Source organism: Burkholderia sp. BDU5 (assembly GCF_001522845.1).
GTDB classification, from domain to species: Bacteria; Pseudomonadota; Gammaproteobacteria; order Burkholderiales; family Burkholderiaceae; genus Burkholderia; species Burkholderia mayonis.
Window position 1 is genome coordinate 1 of record NZ_LOWC01000002.1, and the last position, 17,118, is coordinate 17,118.

General features: G+C 68.4%; 16 protein-coding genes and 1 pseudogene. 8 read left to right on the top strand and 9 right to left on the bottom strand.

Going from position 1 to position 17,118, the window contains the following annotated elements; genetic code table 11:
- Positions 1–150 precede the first annotated feature (150 nt).
- Entirely contained in the window at positions 151–447 is a 297-nt protein-coding gene (gene fdxA, locus WS69_RS00475) for a ferredoxin FdxA (protein ID WP_331457964.1), read from the bottom strand.
- A pseudogene (locus WS69_RS35415) lies at positions 392–657 on the bottom strand (hypothetical protein). The gene fdxA and the pseudogene WS69_RS35415 overlap by 56 nt, the downstream one beginning before the upstream one ends.
- An 81-nt stretch (positions 658–738) precedes the next feature.
- On the opposite strand from WS69_RS35415, the gene pncB reads away from it, so the two are divergent.
- The 5 genes from pncB to WS69_RS00500 all read left to right on the top strand — a co-directional run bounded on the left by pncB (position 739) and on the right by WS69_RS00500 (position 6,816).
- Positions 739–1,938, top strand: a complete 1,200-nt coding sequence (gene pncB / locus WS69_RS00480; RefSeq protein WP_059468889.1) for a nicotinate phosphoribosyltransferase — start codon at positions 739–741, stop codon at positions 1,936–1,938.
- 172 nt (positions 1,939–2,110) lie between these two features.
- Positions 2,111–2,773, top strand: coding sequence for a LutC/YkgG family protein (locus tag WS69_RS00485; RefSeq protein WP_059468890.1), 663 nt, complete (start codon positions 2,111–2,113; stop codon positions 2,771–2,773).
- A 68-nt stretch (positions 2,774–2,841) separates the two neighbouring features.
- Entirely contained in the window at positions 2,842–4,281 is a 1,440-nt protein-coding gene (locus WS69_RS00490; RefSeq protein WP_059468891.1) for a sodium:proton antiporter, read from the top strand.
- A gap of 73 nt (positions 4,282–4,354) precedes the next feature.
- A complete protein-coding gene (locus WS69_RS00495; RefSeq protein WP_059469009.1) occupies positions 4,355–5,344 on the top strand; it encodes a 2-hydroxyacid dehydrogenase in 990 nt (329 codons plus the stop codon).
- Positions 5,341–6,816 carry a DNA recombination protein RmuC gene (locus WS69_RS00500; protein WP_059468892.1) on the top strand — a complete coding sequence of 492 codons (1,476 nt, stop codon included), beginning with the start codon at positions 5,341–5,343 and terminating at the stop codon, positions 6,814–6,816. The genes WS69_RS00495 and WS69_RS00500 overlap by 4 nt, the downstream gene beginning before the upstream one ends.
- 226 nt (positions 6,817–7,042) lie before the next feature.
- On the opposite strand, the gene WS69_RS00505 is transcribed toward WS69_RS00500, so the two are convergent.
- From WS69_RS00505 to WS69_RS35610, 7 genes are all read right to left on the bottom strand, one after another.
- Positions 7,043–7,546 carry a GNAT family N-acetyltransferase gene (locus WS69_RS00505; RefSeq protein ID WP_059468893.1) on the bottom strand — a complete coding sequence of 168 codons (504 nt, stop codon included), beginning with the start codon at positions 7,544–7,546 and terminating at the stop codon, positions 7,043–7,045.
- Positions 7,543–7,818 carry a hypothetical protein gene (locus tag WS69_RS00510; RefSeq protein ID WP_010105369.1) on the bottom strand — a complete coding sequence of 92 codons (276 nt, stop codon included), beginning with the start codon at positions 7,816–7,818 and terminating at the stop codon, positions 7,543–7,545. The genes WS69_RS00505 and WS69_RS00510 overlap by 4 nt, the downstream gene beginning before the upstream one ends.
- Before the next feature lie 35 nt (positions 7,819–7,853).
- Positions 7,854–9,152 (bottom strand): molybdopterin molybdotransferase MoeA, encoded by a 1,299-nt coding sequence (gene moeA, locus WS69_RS00515; protein WP_059469010.1) that lies wholly within the window; start codon positions 9,150–9,152, stop codon positions 7,854–7,856.
- 113 nt (positions 9,153–9,265) lie between these two features.
- Positions 9,266–9,889: a molybdenum cofactor guanylyltransferase MobA gene (mobA, locus tag WS69_RS00520; protein ID WP_059468894.1), complete on the bottom strand. Its 624-nt coding sequence runs from the start codon at positions 9,887–9,889 to the stop codon at positions 9,266–9,268.
- Positions 9,890–9,925: 36 nt separating this feature from the next.
- Complete coding sequence (gene moaA / locus WS69_RS00525; RefSeq protein ID WP_059468895.1) at positions 9,926–11,038, bottom strand: GTP 3',8-cyclase MoaA; 1,113 nt, start codon at positions 11,036–11,038, stop codon at positions 9,926–9,928.
- 139 nt (positions 11,039–11,177) lie between these two features.
- The gene (locus tag WS69_RS00530; protein ID WP_059468896.1) at positions 11,178–14,324 is read right to left on the bottom strand and encodes an Rne/Rng family ribonuclease; all 3,147 of its coding nucleotides are present in this window, start codon (positions 14,322–14,324) and stop codon (positions 11,178–11,180) included.
- A gap of 731 nt (positions 14,325–15,055) precedes the next feature.
- Positions 15,056–15,184 carry a hypothetical protein gene (locus WS69_RS35610; protein ID WP_269434726.1) on the bottom strand — a complete coding sequence of 43 codons (129 nt, stop codon included), beginning with the start codon at positions 15,182–15,184 and terminating at the stop codon, positions 15,056–15,058.
- Here WS69_RS35610 and WS69_RS00535 point away from each other — a divergent pair.
- From WS69_RS00535 to WS69_RS00545, 3 genes are read left to right on the top strand one after another with little or no spacing between them, the layout of a single operon-like run.
- Positions 15,152–16,054, top strand: a complete 903-nt coding sequence (locus WS69_RS00535; RefSeq protein WP_231747046.1) for an RluA family pseudouridine synthase — start codon at positions 15,152–15,154, stop codon at positions 16,052–16,054. The genes WS69_RS35610 and WS69_RS00535 overlap by 33 nt on opposite strands.
- A 5-nt stretch (positions 16,055–16,059) precedes the next feature.
- Positions 16,060–16,719, top strand: a complete 660-nt coding sequence (locus WS69_RS00540) for an HAD-IA family hydrolase (RefSeq protein WP_059468898.1) — start codon at positions 16,060–16,062, stop codon at positions 16,717–16,719.
- Entirely contained in the window at positions 16,716–17,111 is a 396-nt protein-coding gene (locus WS69_RS00545) for a Rieske (2Fe-2S) protein (protein ID WP_059468899.1), read from the top strand. The genes WS69_RS00540 and WS69_RS00545 overlap by 4 nt, the downstream gene beginning before the upstream one ends.
- Positions 17,112–17,118: the final 7 nt, after the last annotated feature.

The following is a 17,118-nucleotide window of genomic DNA, read 5'->3' on the forward strand; positions in this document are numbered from 1 at the left end:
ACGCCGGCTTGCCGCCCCCGCCAACATGCGGACATTTCATTTGCTACAAAACCGGACATTTCTATTTGTCCGCGACATACCTTTGAGACATACCTTCGAGCATCGGCGTGCGTCGTGCGGTGCCGGGCCGCGTCCCGGTAGCGCTTGCGATCAGCGCTCGAGCAGGTGCAGCTTGTCCTGCACGTCCTTCCACTCGTCGGCGTCGGCGGGCGCGGGCTTCGTCTTCGTGATCGACGGCCAGACCTTCGCGAGGTCGGCGTTCAGTTCGGTGAACTGCTGCTGGTCGCCCGGCACGTCTTCTTCCGCGTAGATTGCGTTGGTCGGGCATTCAGCGACGCACACCGCGCAGTCGATGCACTCGTCCGGATCGATCGCGAGGAAGTTCGGGCCTTCACGGAAGCAGTCCACAGGGCATACATCGACGCAATCCGTGTATTTGCACTTGATGCACGCTTCAGTCACAACGTGGGTCATTCAAAACGCTCCTGCGGCGGTATCTAGGTATGTATGGGGCGGCGAGTGGCGCCAAAAGCGGCATTGTAACTGATGCGTCAAACCCGCATCGCGCGCTCGACTTTCCCGCTTATACCGTTTCGTGATTAGTTTATGGCGGATCGCGCGGTGTGCCGGGCGTTTCGGCACGGATTCGCGCCGCATTCGGGTAACATGCGTCAACCCGGCGGGCGCGCAGGGCGCGCAAACGCTCGGGCTCCGTCTCGATTTTGGCAGTCTGGAATCATGATCATCACTTCGCTGCTCGATACCGATCTGTACAAATTCACGATGATGCAGGTCGTCCTGCATCATTTTCCCGCCGCAAGCGTCGAATACCGGTTCAAGTGCCGGACGTCCGGCGTCGACCTCGTTCCGTACATCGACGAGATCCGCGCCGAGGTCCGCTCGCTGTGCGAGCTGCGCTTCACCGACCCCGAGCTCGACTACCTGCGCCGGCTGCGCTTCATCAAGAGCGATTTCGTCGATTTCCTCGCGCTCTTTCATCTGAACGAGAAGTACATCTCGATCGCGCCGTCGCCGAAGGGCGGCGGCGAAATCGACATCGAGATCAAGGGGCCGTGGCTGCATACGATCCTCTTCGAGATCCCGGTGCTCGCGATCGTCAACGAGGTGTACTTCCGCAACACACAGCGCAGCCCGGACTACCGCGAAGGGCGCGATCGGCTGCGTGAGAAGATCCAGCGGCTCGGCGCGAAACCCGAATTTGCCGACTGCAAGATCGCCGACTACGGCACGCGCCGCCGCTTCTCGAAGGTCTGGCACGAGGAAGTGCTGCGCACGCTGCGGGACGGGCTCGGTGCGCAATTCGCCGGCACGAGCAACGTCTATTACGCGATGACGCACGAGATCACGCCGCTTGGCACGATGGCGCACGAGTATCTGCAGGCGTGCCAGGCGCTCGGCCCGCGGCTGCGCGATTCGCAGACATACGGTTTGGAGATGTGGGCGAAGGAATACCGCGGCGACCTCGGGATCGCGCTGTCCGACGTCTACGGGATGGACGCGTTCCTGAACGACTTCGACATGTACTTCTGCAAGCTCTTCGACGGCGCGCGCCACGACTCGGGCGATCCGTTCGAGTGGGGCGAGCGGCTCGTCAAGCATTACGAGGCGAACCGCTGCGATCCGCGCACGAAGGTGCTCGTGTTCTCCGACGCGCTCGACGTCCCGAAGGTCATGCAGCTGTACGAACGATTTCGCGGCCGCTGCAAGCTCGCGTTCGGCGTCGGCACGAACCTGACCAACGATCTCGGCTACCAGCCGCTGCAGATCGTCATCAAGATGGTGCGCTGCAACGGTCAGCCGGTCGCGAAGCTGTCCGATTCGCCGGGCAAGAGCATGTGCGACGACAAGGCGTATCTCGCGTATCTGCGCCAGGTGTTCGGGATTACGCAGCCGCCCGACGACGACGCGGGCAAGTGACGCCGCCGCGCGGCGGCGCGCGAGCGCGGCCGCATCGACATCGGGACGGAACGCACGCAGGCCGCGCGGGCCGTCCCCGGCCTGCATTTTTCGTATCCGCCGCCACGGGCGCGCGCCGCATCGGCCGGTATAATCGGGCCGGTATCGAAGGCCATCGTCACGAGGACCGTCCATGGACACATCGGCTGCCCGCCGCAACATCCTCGCGCGCGTCCGCGCGGCGCAGGGCCGTCCGGCCGAGCTGGCCGAGGTGGAGCGCGAGCATGCGGCCGATTACGTCGCGCGCCATCCGGCGGGGCCGCGCCCGCCGCTCGAGGGCGATCTCGTCGCCCGCTTCGTCGACGAGGCGCTGCGGCTCGCGACGACTGCCGACACCGTCGCGTCGATGCATGACGCGCCCGCCGCGGCGGCCGCTTATCTGCGCCGGATGGGGCTCGGCACGCAAGCGATCGCGTGGCCGGCGCTCGACGGGCTCGACTGGGCGGGCGCGGGGCTCGCGGTCGAATTCCGCAAGCCGGTCGACGGCGATCGCGTCGGCATCACCGGCTGTTTTTGCGCGACGGCGGAAACCGGTTCGCTGGTTCTGCTGTCTAGTCCGAAGACGTGTTCGTCCGCCGCGCTGCTGCCGGAAACCCATATTGCGCTCGTGCCCGCGTCGCGGATCGTCGCGGGGCACGAGGATGCGTTCGCGCTGATCCGCGCAGAGCGCGGCGTATTGCCGCGCGCGGTGAACTTCGTGTCGGGGCCGTCGCGCACCGGCGACATCGAGCAGACGATCGTGCTCGGCGCGCACGGCCCGTATCGCGTGCACGCGATCGTCGTGCGCGACGCGTGACGCCGTCGCCGCCTTTGCCGCCGTTGCGTCACGCGCCGTATTCCACCCGTATTTCAAGAGGAAATCACATGAAACGACATGCCGCCTGGGCGGGCATGGCGCTGGGAGGCGCGTTAGGCGCCGCTCCCGCGCTCGCATCGGCCGCAACGCTCGACGGTGCCGCGCTTTCCGCGTTCTGGGCGATCCCGTTCGCGGGCATCCTGTTGTCGATCGCGCTCTTCCCGCTGATCGCGCCGGTGTTCTGGCATCACCATTTCGGCAAGATCGCCGCGGCCTGGGCGGTCGCGTTCCTGATCCCGTTCGCCGCGACGTTCGGCTTCGGCACCGCGTTCGGCACATTGATGCACGCGCTCTTCGAGGAGTACATCCCGTTCATCGTGCTGCTGACGTCGCTCTATACGGTCGCGGGGGGCATCTGCGTGCGCGGCAACCTGCACGGCACGCCGAAGCTCAACACCGGCATCCTCGCGCTCGGCACCGTGCTCGCGAGCGTGATGGGCACGACGGGCGCCGCGATGCTGCTGATTCGGCCGCTCCTGCGTGCGAACGACAACCGCAAGCACGTCGTGCATGTGGTCGTGTTCTTCATCTTTCTCGTCGCGAACGCGGGCGGCTCGCTGTCGCCGCTCGGCGATCCGCCGCTCTTCCTCGGCTTCCTGAACGGCGTCGATTTCTTCTGGACGACGACCCATCTCGCGCTGCCGATGCTCTTCATCTGCGGAATCCTGCTCACGCTCTTCTTCGTGGTCGATACGTACTTCTATCGAAAGGGCGGCGAGGAGAGGAAGCCGTTCCTCGATCCGACACCTGATTCGCACGGCGTGTCGATCGAGGGCAAGATCAACTTCGTGCTGCTCGGCGCAGTGATCGCGCTCGTGCTGATGAGCGGCCTCTGGAAGCCCGGCGTCACGTTCGACTTGTTCGGCACGCACGTGGCGCTGCAAAACGCGGTGCGCGACGTCGCGCTCGCCGTCGTCGCGCTTGTATCGCTCGCGATCACGCCGCGCTCGGCGCGCGAGGGCAACGCGTTCAACTGGGCGCCGATCGAGGAGGTCGCGAAGCTGTTCGCGGGCATCTTCGTGACGATCGCGCCGGTGATCGTGATCCTGCGCGCGGGCGGCGACGGCGTGTTCGCGCCGATCGTCCATCTCGTCACGGATGCCGACGGCAAGCCGATCGACGCGATGTATTTCTGGGCGACGGGCGTGCTGTCGTCGTTCCTCGACAATGCGCCGACCTATCTCGTGTTCTTCAATCTCGCGGGCGGCGACGCGCAGGCGCTGATGACGACCGGCGCGACGACGCTCGCGGCGATCTCGGCGGGCGCCGTGTTCATGGGCGCGAACAGCTACATCGGCAACGCGCCGAATTTCATGGTGAAGGCGATCGCCGAGTCGCGCGGCGTGAGGATGCCGAGCTTCTTCGCGTACCTCGGTTGGGCGCTCGCGATCCTCGTGCCGGTGTTCTTGCTGACGACGTGGGTGTTCTTCAGCGGTCAGGCAGGGTGACGATAACGGCCGCGAGGGCGGCGGGCGGCGCGATGCGCGCGTTCGCCGCCCGCGCGGCATGACGGAGACGGCAATGCAGAAAATCCTGGTCGCGCGCTCGATCTTTCCGGACGTGATCGAGCGGCTCAAGCAGTATTTCGACGTCGACTGGAACGACGTCGACGCGCTCCCACCCGACGCGCTCAAGGCGCGTCTTTCGGACAAGGACGGCGCGCTGACGGCGGGCGACGTGATCGACGCGTCGGTGCTCGCGGCCGCGCCGCGGCTGCGCGTCGTGTCGAACATGGCGGTCGGCTATAACAATTTCGACATCGGCGCGTTCAACGCCGCGCACGTGCTCGGCACCAACACGCCCGACGTGCTGAACGAGACGACGGCCGACTTCGGCTGGGCGCTGATGATGGCGGCCGCGCGGCGGATCGCCGAATCCGAGCACTGGCTGCGCGCGGGCCAATGGCGCAAGTGGTCGTACGACGGCTTCCTCGGCGCGGACATCCACGGCGCGACGCTCGGCGTGATCGGCATGGGCCGCATCGGCCAGGCAATCGCACGCCGCGCGCGCGGCTTCGACATGCGCGTGATCTACCACAACCGCTCGCGCGTCGCGCCCGAGATCGAGGCGGAGCTGAACGCCGAGTACGTGTCGAAGGCGGCGCTCCTCGCGCAGGCCGATCACGTCGTGCTCGTGCTGCCGTACTCGGCCGAGAGCCGCCATACGATCGGCGCGGCCGAGCTCGCGCTGATGAAGCCGACCGCGACGCTCACGAACATCGCGCGCGGCGGCATCGTCGACGACGCGGCGCTCGCCGACGCGCTGCGCGACAAGCGGATCGCCGCAGCCGGCCTCGACGTGTTCGAAGGCGAGCCGGGCGTGCATCCGGCGTTGCTCGAGGTGCCGAACGTCGTGCTGACGCCGCACATTGCGAGCGCGAGCGAAGGCACGCGGCGCGCGATGGCGAATCTCGCCGCGGACAATCTGATCGCCGCGTTGGGCGAAGGGCCGCGTGCGGGCCTTCCGCCGAATCCGATCAATCCCGGCGTGTTGGGGAAGGCACGCATATGACCGAAACGCTGTGGTTGGCCGCCGTCGTCGCGCTGGCGGTGGCGCTCGTCGTCGCGCTCGTCGTGCTGTTGCGCGGCGGCTCGCGCGGCGACGGCGTCGAGCGGCTCGCCGAGCAGATCGACGACGCGAACGACGCGCATGCGCACGCGGCCGAGCGCCTCGAGCGCGAACTGCGCACGGAGATCGTCGACGGCGCGCGCCACTCGCGCACCGAGCTCGCCGGCAACTTCGCGCAATTGCAGCAGACGCTCGCCGCGCAGCTCTCGAGTGTCGCGACCGTGCAGAACAACCAGATCGACGGCTTCGCACAGCAGCTCGTGAAGCTCGTCGCGGGCAACACGCAGCAGTTCGACGCGATGCGCGAGACGCTGCAGCGGCAGTCGCAGCTCGCGCGCGATGAGCAGGGCGCGGCGCTGCGGCATTTCGGCGACACGCTCAACCAGCAGTTGACGCAACTGACGGAAGCGAACGATCGACGGATCGGCGAGGTGCGCGCGACGCTCGAGATGCGGCTGAAGGAGATCGAGGCGAACAACGCGGCGAAGCTCGAGGAGATGCGGCGCACCGTCGACGAGAAGCTGCACGCGACGCTCGAGCAGCGTCTCGGCGAATCGTTCAAGCTCGTGTCGGATCGCCTCGAGCAGGTGCATCGCGGGCTCGGCGAGATGCAGACGCTCGCGGCGGGCGTCGGCGACCTGAAGAAGGTGCTGACGAACGTGAAGACGCGCGGCACCTGGGGCGAAGTGCAGCTCGAGGCGCTGCTCGAGCAGATGCTGACGCCGGATCAATACGCGAAGAACGTCGCAACGGTGCCGAAGAGCAGCGAGCGCGTCGAGTTCGCGATCCGCCTGCCGGGGCGGCACGGCGCGAACGAGACGGGCGGCGCGCAGCCGGTTTGGCTGCCGATCGATGCCAAATTCCCGCGCGAGGACTACGAGCGCCTGATCGACGCGCAGGAGCGCGCGGACGTGGCGGCCGTCGAGGAAGCGGCGCGCGCGCTCGAGGCGCGGATTCGCGCGGAGGCGCGCACGATCGCCGAGAAATACGTCGCGCCGCCGCATACGACCGATTTCGCGCTGCTGTTCCTGCCGACCGAAGGGCTCTATGCGGAGATCCTGCGCCGCCCGGGCCTGACCGATCTTTTGCAGCGCGACTATCGCGTGACGATCGCCGGTCCGACGACGCTGACCGCGCTCCTGAACAGCCTGCAGATGGGTTTTCGCACGCTCGCGATCGAGAAGCGATCGAGCGAGGTGTGGCAGGTGCTCGGTGCGGTGAAGACCGAGTTCGGCAAGTTCGGCGACGTGCTCGCGCGGACGAAGTCGCAGCTCGAGACGGTCACGCGCTCGATCGAAGCGGCCGAGCAGCGCACGCGCGTGATGAACCGCAAGCTGAAGGAGGTCGAGGCGCTGCCGGGCGAGGCCGCGAGCGGTCTGTTGGGCGCCGATGGAGCGGAGGCGGACGAGCGCTGAGGTGCGCGTCGCGCGAAAGGCGGACGGATTGCCGAGCGCGCATGCAAAATGAAAAACGGGGCGCCGCGTGCGCCCCGTTTGCTTGGCCGGTTCGATCGAGTGTCGGCGGTTTTGTCCGGCCTCGACCGAGCGGCCCGTCGTTCATCGCCTCGCGCGACGATTGGGCGTCAATGCCAGCCGCCAGCCACGTTACCGTGTGCCGTCCGGCAGCCGCGCCGCGCCTGCGCTAAGCGGCGCCGTTCGCGAGCTGCGCGAGCGCGTCGCCCGTCACGCGCACGACGCGCCAGTCGGACAGCACGTCCGCGCCCATCTTCCGATAGAAGTCGATCGCCGGCTGGTTCCAGTCGAGCACGGTCCACTCGAAGCGCCCGCAGCGGCGCTCGACCGCGATCGCCGCGAGCCGCCGCAGCAGTCGCGTGCCGAGCCCCGTGCCGCGTTGCGACGGCTGCACGTACAGGTCTTCGAGATACAGGCCCCGGCGGCCGATGAACGTCGAATAGTTGTGAAAGTAGAGCGCATAGCCAACGATCGCGCCGCCGTGCACCGCGACGAGCGCCTCGGCCGACGGCCGTGCGCCGAAAAGGGCGTCGGCGAGATCGGTTTCGGTTGCGACGAACAGATGCGTGAGCTTCTCGAACGCCGCGAGCTCGCGCATCAGCGAGAGCATCGCGGAGACGTCGGCGGGCGCTGCCGCGCGGATCGAGATCGTCTCGTTCGCCGTGGCGCTCATGCTTCCTCCGGCGCGTCCGACAGCACGATCTCGATGCCGCCGAAGCGCGATGCGACCCAGTTGTACGCGTGGCACGCAATCCACAGCAGCACGAAGCCGAGGATCGCGTTCAAGAGCAGCGCGCTGAAGATCGTGCTCAGCTCGACGCGCCCGTAGCGCACGAACGCGACGAGAATGCCAAGCAGCACGATCGGCACGCTGAACGTCAGATAGACGAGGATCAGCGCTTTCGCGGTCTGCCCCGGCGCGATCGAAGAGATTTGTTTTTTCATATGCGAGTTGCCCCGTGGAAGTGCTGAGAACGGATTCAGATGGCGCCGTCGAACGGCAGGATGTCGACCGTCGCGCCGGCGTCGACGCGCGCGGCGTCGTGCGCGAGCACGATGAAGCAGTTTGCGTCGCTCAGGCTCTTGAGCGACGCCGAGCTTTGCGAGCCGGCGGGCGTTACGTGCCAGACGCCGCCCGCGTCGCGCGCCGCGTGGCCGCGCAGGTATTCGGTGCGGCCCGCGCGCTTCTTGAGCGGCGCGCTGCAGACGGCCGGATAGCAGGGAAGCGGCTTCGCGTCGGCGCCCATCATCGCGAAGAGCGCGTCTCGCACGATCACGAGGAACGTCGCCGCGACCGCGACCGGATTGCCCGGCAGGCCGAAGAAGAGCGCAGGCCGTCCGTCGCGCCCGCTCGCCCAAATGCGGCCGCAAGCGAGCGGCCGGCCCGGGCGCATCGCGACGCTCGCGAACGTGACGTCGCCGAGCTTGTCGAGCAGCGCGCGCGTGAAATCCGCGTCGCCGACCGACACCCCGCCCGACGTGATCACCGCGTCCGCCTGCGCGGCCGCAGTCTGCAGCACTTGCTCGAGTGCGACGGGATCGTCGCGGACGATGCCGAGATCGATCGTGTCGACGCCGATACGCGCGAGCATCCCGGCTAGCGTCGCGCGGTTGCTGTCGTAGAGACCGCCGTCGCGCAGCGGCTCGCCCGGCACGCGCAGCTCGTCGCCCGTCGAGAAGAACGCGACGCGCACGCGGCGGCGCACCGCGACGTCGGCGATGCCGAGCGATGCGAGCAGGCCGAGATCGGTCGCGCGCACGACGCGGCCGGCGGCGAGCGCGCTCGCGCCGCGTGCGAGGTCTTCGCCCGCGCGCCGGCAGTGGTCGCCGCGCGCGACGGCCGATGCCGGAAAGCGCACGACATCGCCCATCGTTTCGACTTTTTCCTGCGGGATCACGGTGTCGCAGCCCGTGGGCACCTGCGCGCCCGTCATGATCCGCACGCATGCGCGTGGTGCGACGCGCGGGCCGTCGAACGGATGGCCCGCGAGCGCGCGGCCGGCGATCGCGAGCTCGAGCGTGCCGCCGGCGGCCGGTGCGGCGAGCGCCGCACCGTCGAACGCATAGCCGTCCATCGCGGCGTTGTCGTAGGCGGGGATGTCGAACGGCGATGCGACGTCGTCGGCGAGCACGCGGCCGAGCGCATCGCGCAGCACGACGCGCTCGACTTGCGTGACTGGCTCGGCGAAGCGCAACGCGAGCGCGCGCGCTTCGTCGACAGTCAGCGCGACGGCGTTCTCGGACGTGGAGGATGGCGTAGGCGTGGTGTGCGTGGTCATCGATGACGAGGCGCCGCTAGGCGGATTGTATTCGGGGCCGGCGTCCCGGCCGCCGCGCTGTGAAACGCACGCGTCGTGAGCGGCGGGCGGCGCGCGGAACGACGTGCGGCCCGTCATGGACGTTCGAGGCCGGCTAAGTCCCGCAAAGAGTTTGCATTGTAAAACGCCCGCTCGTCGTCAAACGGCACTTCGACCGTCTTGTGGCGTGCGTACCACGCGCGCATCTTGCGCTCGCCGGACGCGAGATACGCGGCGAGATCGTCGGCGAGCGCGGTGTTCACGAGCGCGAAGACCGGCTGCGGAGAGACGTCGCCATGCGCGTCGACGGTCGTCGCGAACGCGATTTCCGCGTGCTGCGCGTCGAGCGCGGCGGCAAGACGCGCGGCGAGATCGGCGGGCAGGAACGGCGAGTCGCACGGCGTGCACAGGACGAGCGGCGTGTCGGCCGCGCGCATGCCGGCGGCGAGCCCGGCGAGCGGGCCGGCGAAGTCCGCATGCGTATCCGCGACGACACGCGCATCAAACGGCGCGCCGAGCGACGCGTACTTATCGAGATGACGATTCGCGCTGATGACGAGCGCGTCCACCTGCGGCGCGAGCCGGCGCAGCACGTGCAGCGCGAGCGGTTTGCCGTGGAGCGGCTGCAGCCCCTTGTCGACGCCGCCCATCCGCGCGCCGCGTCCGCCCGCGAGCAGCAGGCCGGTGATCGTGGAAGAGGGGGCGGCGTGCGGCGGCATCGCGAAAGCGGCGAGCGCGTGAAGCGGGCGGCGCGCCTAGCCGCCGATGTAGGACATTTCGACGCGCTTCGCTTCGCCCGCCGCTTCTTCTCCCGCTTGCGCGCTGCCGCGCAGTTGCGAGTAGCGGTCGGTGCGCGCCTGCCAGACGTGGCCGATCACGGTGGCGATCTGCTCGTCGGTCGCGCCGCCGCGCACGAGACTGCGCAGGTCGTGGCCGGACGATGCGAAGAGGCACAGGTACAGCTTGCCTTCCGTCGACAGCCGCGCGCGCGTGCAGTCGCCGCAGAACGCGCGCGTGACGCTCGAGATCACGCCGATCTCGCCGCTGCCGTCCGCGTAGCCCCAGCGCTGCGCGGTTTCGGACGGTGTGTGCCGTTCGAGCGGCACGAGCGGGAAGTGCTCGGCGACGCGCGCGATCACGTCTGCGGACGGCAGCACCTCGGCCATGTTCCAGCCGTTCGACGTGCCGACGTCCATGTATTCGATGAAGCGAAGTACGACGCCCGTGCCTTTGAAGCGGCGCGCCATCTGCACGATCTCGGCGTCGTTCGTGCCGCGCTTGACGACCATGTTGACCTTCACGGGCGTGAGGCCCGCCGCCCGGGCGGCGAAGATGCCGTCGAGCACGTCGGCGCTTGCGAAGTCGGCGTCGTTCATCCGCTTGAAGAGCGCATCGTCGAGCGCGTCGAGGCTGACCGTCACGCGCGACAGCCCCGCATCCCGCAGGCTTTTCGCCTTGCGCGCGAGGAGCGAGCCGTTGGTCGTGAGCGTAAGGTCGAGCGGCCGGCCCGCGACGGTCGTCATTTGCGCGAGGCGCTCGATCAGGAATTCGATGTTCTTGCGCAAGAGCGGCTCGCCGCCCGTAATGCGGATTTTCTCGACGCCGTGTGCGACGAAAAGCCGCGCGAGACGCTCGATTTCCTCGAGTGTCAGGAGCGCGCTGTGCGGCAGGAACGGATAGTCCTTGCCGAACACGGTGCGCGGCATGCAGTACACGCATCGGAAGTTGCAGCGGTCCGTGACCGAGATGCGCAGGTCGCGCAACGGGCGCGCCAAGGCGTCGCGCAGTGTGCCGCTCGGCGCGAGCAGGGCGCCGGACAGATCGGGCGCTGCGCTGACCGGGGTCACGGGAATGATGCGTCGGGACATGAGCGTTGCAAGATGAGCTAGACCTCCATTCTAGCTGGAAGCGGCAGGCGGGGCCGGGCATGGAAACCCGCAGAATCCGAGCACAGACAAAAAAGCCCGCCTTTTCGGGGCGGGCTTTTTCGTGCGATGGACGACCGAATCAGCGGTGCGTCGTCTCGACTTGCTGCATCGGCGCCGTTTCGACGGGCGGCAGCGGCTTGCGTTCGCGCGGCGCACGGACGGGCGGCGCGATCTGCGCGGCGGCGGCTTGCGCCGCGCGCAGCTTGTCCGTGTCCGTGTTGACCCAGACGAGTCCGGCGGATTCGAGCACCGTTTCGAGGCTCGCGCTCGGGGCTGCTACCGCAGCCGGTGCGACGGCCTCGGCGACGGCCGCCGACGGTGCTTGTGTCTCGGCGACGGTGGCCGGCTCGTGCGCGACGCTTGCCTCGGCAGGGGCGACTGCGGCGGGCGCGGGCTGCGGCTCGACGACTGCCGGGGCCGGCTTGGCGATCGGGGTCGGTGCAACCGCCGGGGCGGTGGCTTCGGACGCTTCCGCGGCAGGCGCTTCGGCCGGCGTGGCTTCAGCGGGAGCAGCGTTGGCCGGAGCGGCTTGCTCGTGCGTGCTTTCGACCGGAGCCGGTTCGGCATGCGTCGCAGCCGGCGCGGCTTCCGCAGGTGCTTCGACGGCACGAGCCGGCGCTGCGGCGATCGGCTCGGCCGAAACGGCAGGCGCTTCGGCGGCCGCTTGCGCCTCGACCTTCACGCCGCGCTCGACGTGAGCGATCGCTTCCGTGGCGACTGCCGCGGCCGCAACCGCCGCCACGCCTGCACCCGCTTGTCCGGCGTGCTGCGGCTCGTGGTCGGCGATTGGCGCGAAGCCTTGCGGCGCTTCGGCTGCGTATGCGGCCGTTTCGGCCGTCGCGCCTTCGCTGGCTTCCGCCGCTTGTGCTGCGCCTGCGGTTTCGTCTTCACGCTCGCGGCGGCCACCGCGGCGACCGCGGCGGCGACGGCGGCGTTCCTCGCCGTCGCGGGCGTTCGAATCCGCTTCGACGCCGGCTTCCGCGCCGGGCGCATGAGCCGGCTGCTCGATCGGCTCCGCGTGGGCGCTTTCGCCGCGGTTCACGGTTTCGAGCGTTGCGACGTGCGGGACCGGCTTGCGGCGCTCGCCGCGTTCACGGCGCTCGCTGCGCGGCGCTTCAGCGGCATCGGCCGTCTCCGCGCGCTCACGCGGCTCACGTTGCTCGCGCGGCTCACGGGTTTCGCGTGCTTCGCGGCCTTCGCGATTGTCCCGGCCGCCGCGTGCTTCACGACCTTCACGACCTTCTCGGGCCTCGCGGCCTTCGCGCGGTTCGCGGGTTTCCTTGGCTTCGCGCTCGGCGCGCGGGGCCTGACCGCGTCCGCCGCCTGCAGCGGCCTGGTCGCGTCCGCCTGCCTGCTGCGCGCCGCCACTGCCGCGACGGTTGCGGTTGCGATCGCCGCCGCGCTCGGCCTTCTCACCGCGCTCACCGCGCTCGCGCGCCGGACGCGCGGCCGGTTCCTTGACAGCGGGCGCCGGTGCGGGCGCCACGGCCGGCTGCATGCCGAACAGGTTCTTCAGCCACTTGACGAAGCCGCCACTTGCCGGCGCGACGGCCACGGGCGCCGCCTCCGGTGCGGGCTGGCGCTGTGGCGCGGGGCTCGGTGCGGGGCGTTCGGGCGTGATGCCCTTGACGGCCGCTTCCTGGCGCGGCTTCGTTTCCTCGGCGCGCTTGCTGTAGCCGGTTTCCGCCTCGAGCTCGCGGGCGGCTTCCTCGGCCATCTTCCACGAGGCGCGCGGATCGTCGAGGCGCGCATCGTCGTGACGCAGGCGCTCGAGCTTGTAGTGCGGCGTATCGAGATGCTTGTTCGGGATCAGCACGACGCCGACCTTGAAGCGCGACTCGATCTTGTTGATTTCCTGACGCTTTTCGTTGAGCAGGAAGGCGGTCACCTCGACGGGCACCTGACAGTGGATCGCCGCGGTGTTCTCCTTCATTGCCTCTTCCTGAATGATCCGCAGCACTTGCAGCGCGGACGATTCGGTGTCGCGGATGTGGCCCGTGCCGTTGCAGCGCGGGCAGGTGACGTGGCTGCCTTCGGACAGCGCCGGGCGCAGGCGCTGGCGCGACAGCTCCATCAGGCCGAAGCGCGAGATCTTGCCCATCTGCACGCGCGCACGGTCGTGCTTGAGCGCGTCCTTCAGACGCTGCTCGACTTCACGCTGGCTCTTCGCCGACTCCATGTCGATGAAGTCGATCACGATGAGGCCGCCCAGGTCGCGCAGACGGAGCTGGCGCGCGACTTCGTCGGCCGCTTCGAGGTTCGTGCGGGTCGCCGTCTCCTCGATGTCCGCGCCCTTCGTCGCGCGCGCCGAGTTCACGTCGATCGCGACGAGCGCCTCGGTGTGATCGATCACGATCGCGCCGCCCGACGGCAGCGGCACCGTGCGCGAGTACGCGGTCTCGATCTGGTGCTCGATCTGGAAGCGCGAGAAGAGGGGGACGTCGTCGTGATAGCGCTTCACCTTGCCGACGTTGTCGGGCATCACGATGTCCATGAATGCGCGGGCCTGATCGTAGATCTCTGTCGTGTCGATCAGGATTTCGCCGATGTCCGGCTGGAAATAGTCCCGGATCGCGCGGATCACGAGGCTCGATTCGAGGTAGATCAGCATCGGCTGGCCGGGATGGCCGCTTTGCGACGCCGCCTCGATCGCGTGCCAGAGCTGCAGCAGGTAGTTCAGGTCCCATTGCAGTTCCTCGGCGCTGCGGCCGATGCCCGCCGTGCGGGCGATCATGCTCATGCCGTCGGGGATCTGAAGCTGCGCCATCGTCTCGCGCAGCTCCTGGCGCTCGTCGCCCTCGATGCGGCGCGACACGCCGCCGCCGCGCGGGTTGTTCGGCATCAGCACGAGGTAGCGGCCGGCGAGCGAGATGAACGTGGTGAGCGCCGCGCCCTTGTTGCCGCGCTCCTCCTTTTCGACCTGGACGATCAGCTCCTGGCCTTCGCGCAGTGCGTCCTGGATGCGCGCGGAGCGCATGTCGACGCCTTCCTTGAAGTACTGGCGGGCGACTTCCTTGAACGGCAGGAAGCCGTGGCGGTCTTCGCCGTAGTTGACGAAGCAGGCTTCGAGCGACGGTTCGATGCGGGTGACGACGCCCTTGTAGATATTGCCTTTGCGTTGTTCGCGTCCGGCGGTTTCGATGTCGATGTCGATGAGCTTCTGCCCATCGACGATGGCGACGCGCAGTTCTTCCTGCTGCGTCGCATTGAACAGCATGCGTTTCATTGAACGACTCCAGGCGGTTCTGTCGGCGGCGCGCTCCGCTTGTCATGCGGAACGCGGGACGACGGCAGGCCGCGCCTTGTTGTGTTGTCACAAGCACGCTGGAGCGGGAACGATGGCGGGAGAATGGCCTGACGAGGCGCGCGCCCATACGACGGGGCGGCGGCCAGAGGGCGCCTGCGAACACGGCTTCAAAGCACACGGCGTCGACACTCCGCGCGCCACTGGGCGCGCTAAGCCTCTGACCGGGCACAGCCGCAGGGCGCGGCGCAAAGTGCGCGCGGCGCCGGATGACGGCATGTACTGCGGCTCGGCCGCAGCGGGGAGTATCGAATCCAGCCCGACTTTCCCGCCTGGGGTGTCCTTCCTTGGTTTTGACGTCGCCAAGTTCCGCGCTATGGCGGAACCACATCGGGCGCACGCCGTTCTATTCGCAACAGGGAGCTGCGTCGGGCTTACATCGCGCCGCGCCGCAGCTTCCTACAAATTCTTTTTGTCCAACATTCCGTTACCGCGGCACGGCTCGGACCGAATCCGCCTGTGGGCGCGATCCCTGCCTGAGCGGGGTGCCGTGCGTGCAACTTGCTGCTTTCATTCATGAGGACGAGCAGCGCGCCCCGGGCGCAAGTAAAATAACAGTTTGCGCTTGCGCCTCGCGCAGTCCGCCCGAAAACCGGCCGATCAGGCCGCTTCGCTACGGAAGGCTGCGCAAAATTATATTCAGTATGAATGAGTTAGGCAAAAAATCCCATAATTCGGTCGCAAGCGGTCAGGTTTCGCTCATCGAGATCGACGACGGCGCCGCCGGTCAGCGCATCGACAACTTCCTCTTGCGTGTCTGCAAAGGCGTGCCGAAGAGTCATATTTACCGGATCCTCCGCAGCGGCGAAGTCCGCGTGAACAAGGGCCGGGTCGACGCGCAATACCGGCTTGCGCACGGCGACGTCGTGCGCGTGCCGCCCGTGCGCGTCGCGGCGGCCGACCTCGCGCGCGCGGCCGGGCCTGGGCCCGTGCCCGCCGCGGAATTCGAGATCCTGTTCGAGGACGACGCGATCATCGCGCTCAACAAGCCGGCGGGCGTCGCCGTGCACGGCGGCAGCGGGGTCGCGTTCGGCGTGATCGAGCAGATGCGTCATGCGCGGCCGCACGCGAAATTCCTGGAACTCGTGCACCGGCTCGACCGCGAGACGTCGGGCATCCTGATGCTCGCGAAGAAGCGTTCGGCGCTCGTCGGACTGCACGAGCAGATCCGCGAAAACCGGATGGACAAGCGCTACTTCGCGTGCGTGCACGGCGAGTGGGCGCCCGACTGGGGCCGCCGCCGCGCGGTGAAGGTGCCTCTGTTCAAGTACTCGACGCCCGACGGCGAGCGGCGCGTGCGGGTTCAGGAAGACGGACTGCCGTCGCATACGGTGTTCAATCTCGTCAACTGCTGGCCGGGCTACGCGCTCGTCGAAGCGGAACTCAAAACGGGGCGGACCCATCAGATTCGCGTGCACCTCGCTCATCTCGGCCTGCCGATCGTCGGCGACGCGAAATACGGCGATTTCGCGCTGAACAAGGCGCTCGCCCGCGCGAACGCGGTGCCGTCGCTCAAGCGGATGTTCCTGCATGCGCACCGGCTGCGCCTCGCGCATCCGCTGACGGGCGAGCCGCTGCAGTTCGACGCGCCGCTGCCCGCCGAGTGCCGGCACTTTCTCGATCAACTCACCGACTTGCGCGATTCCGCGTGACACGCATGGCCCGACAGCAATTTGATCTGATCGTCTTCGACTGGGACGGCACACTGATGGATTCGACCGCGCACATCGCGCAGTCCATCCAGGCCGCGTGCCGCGATCTCGGCTTGCCTGCGCCGTCCGACGAGGCCGCCCGCTACGTGATCGGGCTCGGCCTGCGCGACGCGCTCGCCGTCACCGCGCCGAGCCTCGACCCCGTCGATTATCCGCGGCTCGCCGAGCGCTACCGCTTCCACTATCTCGTCAAGGATCAGCGGATCGAGCTTTTCGCCGGCGTGCGCGAGATGCTCGACGAGCTGCGCGACACCGGTTATCTGCTCGCCGTCGCGACGGGGAAGGGGCGCGTCGGCCTGAACCGCGCGCTCGACCAGGCGAAGCTGACGAGCCTTTTCGACGGCACGCGCTGCGCGGACGAGACCTTTTCGAAGCCGCACCCGGCGATGCTGCAGGAGTTGTCGCGCGAATTAGGGCAGGATCTGGCGCGCACCGTGATGATCGGCGATACGACGCACGACCTGCAGATGGCCGCGAGCGCGGGCGCGGCGGGCGTCGGCGTCGCGTACGGCGCGCATCCGGCCGATGCGCTCGCGGCGCTGTCGCCGCGTTTCGTCGCGCCGGACGTCGCGTCGCTTGCCGGCTGGCTGCGGGAGCACGCATGACAGGCGGCGACGACGCCCGCTTCGTGTGCGCGGCCGACGCGCTCGTCGACGGCGGCGCGGGCGTGCGGCTCGACGCGACGCTGCGCGGCGAGCCCGTCGTCGTGTTCTTCGTTCGCTACGAGGGGCGCGCGTACGGTTACCTGAACCGCTGCGCGCACGTGCCGATGGAACTAGACTGGGCAGAGGGACAGTTCTTCGAATCGTCGGGTTTATACTTGATGTGCGCGACGCACGGCGCGATTTATACGCCGGACACCGGCAAATGCGTCGGCGGCCCGTGCCGCGGCGCGCGGCTGCGCGCCGTTCAGGTCGACGAGCGGGACACGCCCGACGGCCGCGCGGTGTTTTGGCTGCCCGACGGCGAACTGCGCCCGGCCTTCTCTGACCACTGATTTTCAC

What these genes read in the sequence shown, in the direction of transcription:
- pncB (WP_059468889.1), top strand. Translation starts at nt 739, where the DNA reads ATGATCATCACTTCGCTGCTCGATACCGATCTGTACAAATTCACGATG.
- WS69_RS00485 (WP_059468890.1), top strand. Translation starts at nt 2,111, where the DNA reads ATGGACACATCGGCTGCCCGCCGCAACATCCTCGCGCGCGTCCGCGCG.
- WS69_RS00490 (WP_059468891.1), top strand. Translation starts at nt 2,842, where the DNA reads ATGAAACGACATGCCGCCTGGGCGGGCATGGCGCTGGGAGGCGCGTTA.
- WS69_RS00495 (WP_059469009.1), top strand. Translation starts at nt 4,355, where the DNA reads ATGCAGAAAATCCTGGTCGCGCGCTCGATCTTTCCGGACGTGATCGAG.
- WS69_RS00500 (WP_059468892.1), top strand. Translation starts at nt 5,341, where the DNA reads ATGACCGAAACGCTGTGGTTGGCCGCCGTCGTCGCGCTGGCGGTGGCG.
- WS69_RS00505 (WP_059468893.1), bottom strand. Translation starts at nt 7,546, where the DNA reads ATGAGCGCCACGGCGAACGAGACGATCTCGATCCGCGCGGCAGCGCCC.
- WS69_RS00510 (WP_010105369.1), bottom strand. Translation starts at nt 7,818, where the DNA reads ATGAAAAAACAAATCTCTTCGATCGCGCCGGGGCAGACCGCGAAAGCG.
- moeA (WP_059469010.1), bottom strand. Translation starts at nt 9,152, where the DNA reads ATGACCACGCACACCACGCCTACGCCATCCTCCACGTCCGAGAACGCC.
- mobA (WP_059468894.1), bottom strand. Translation starts at nt 9,889, where the DNA reads ATGCCGCCGCACGCCGCCCCCTCTTCCACGATCACCGGCCTGCTGCTC.
- moaA (WP_059468895.1), bottom strand. Translation starts at nt 11,038, where the DNA reads ATGTCCCGACGCATCATTCCCGTGACCCCGGTCAGCGCAGCGCCCGAT.
- WS69_RS00530 (WP_059468896.1), bottom strand. Translation starts at nt 14,324, where the DNA reads ATGAAACGCATGCTGTTCAATGCGACGCAGCAGGAAGAACTGCGCGTC.
- WS69_RS35610 (WP_269434726.1), bottom strand. Translation starts at nt 15,184, where the DNA reads ATGACTCTTCGGCACGCCTTTGCAGACACGCAAGAGGAAGTTGTCGAT.
- WS69_RS00540 (WP_059468898.1), top strand. Translation starts at nt 16,060, where the DNA reads ATGGCCCGACAGCAATTTGATCTGATCGTCTTCGACTGGGACGGCACA.
- WS69_RS00545 (WP_059468899.1), top strand. Translation starts at nt 16,716, where the DNA reads ATGACAGGCGGCGACGACGCCCGCTTCGTGTGCGCGGCCGACGCGCTC.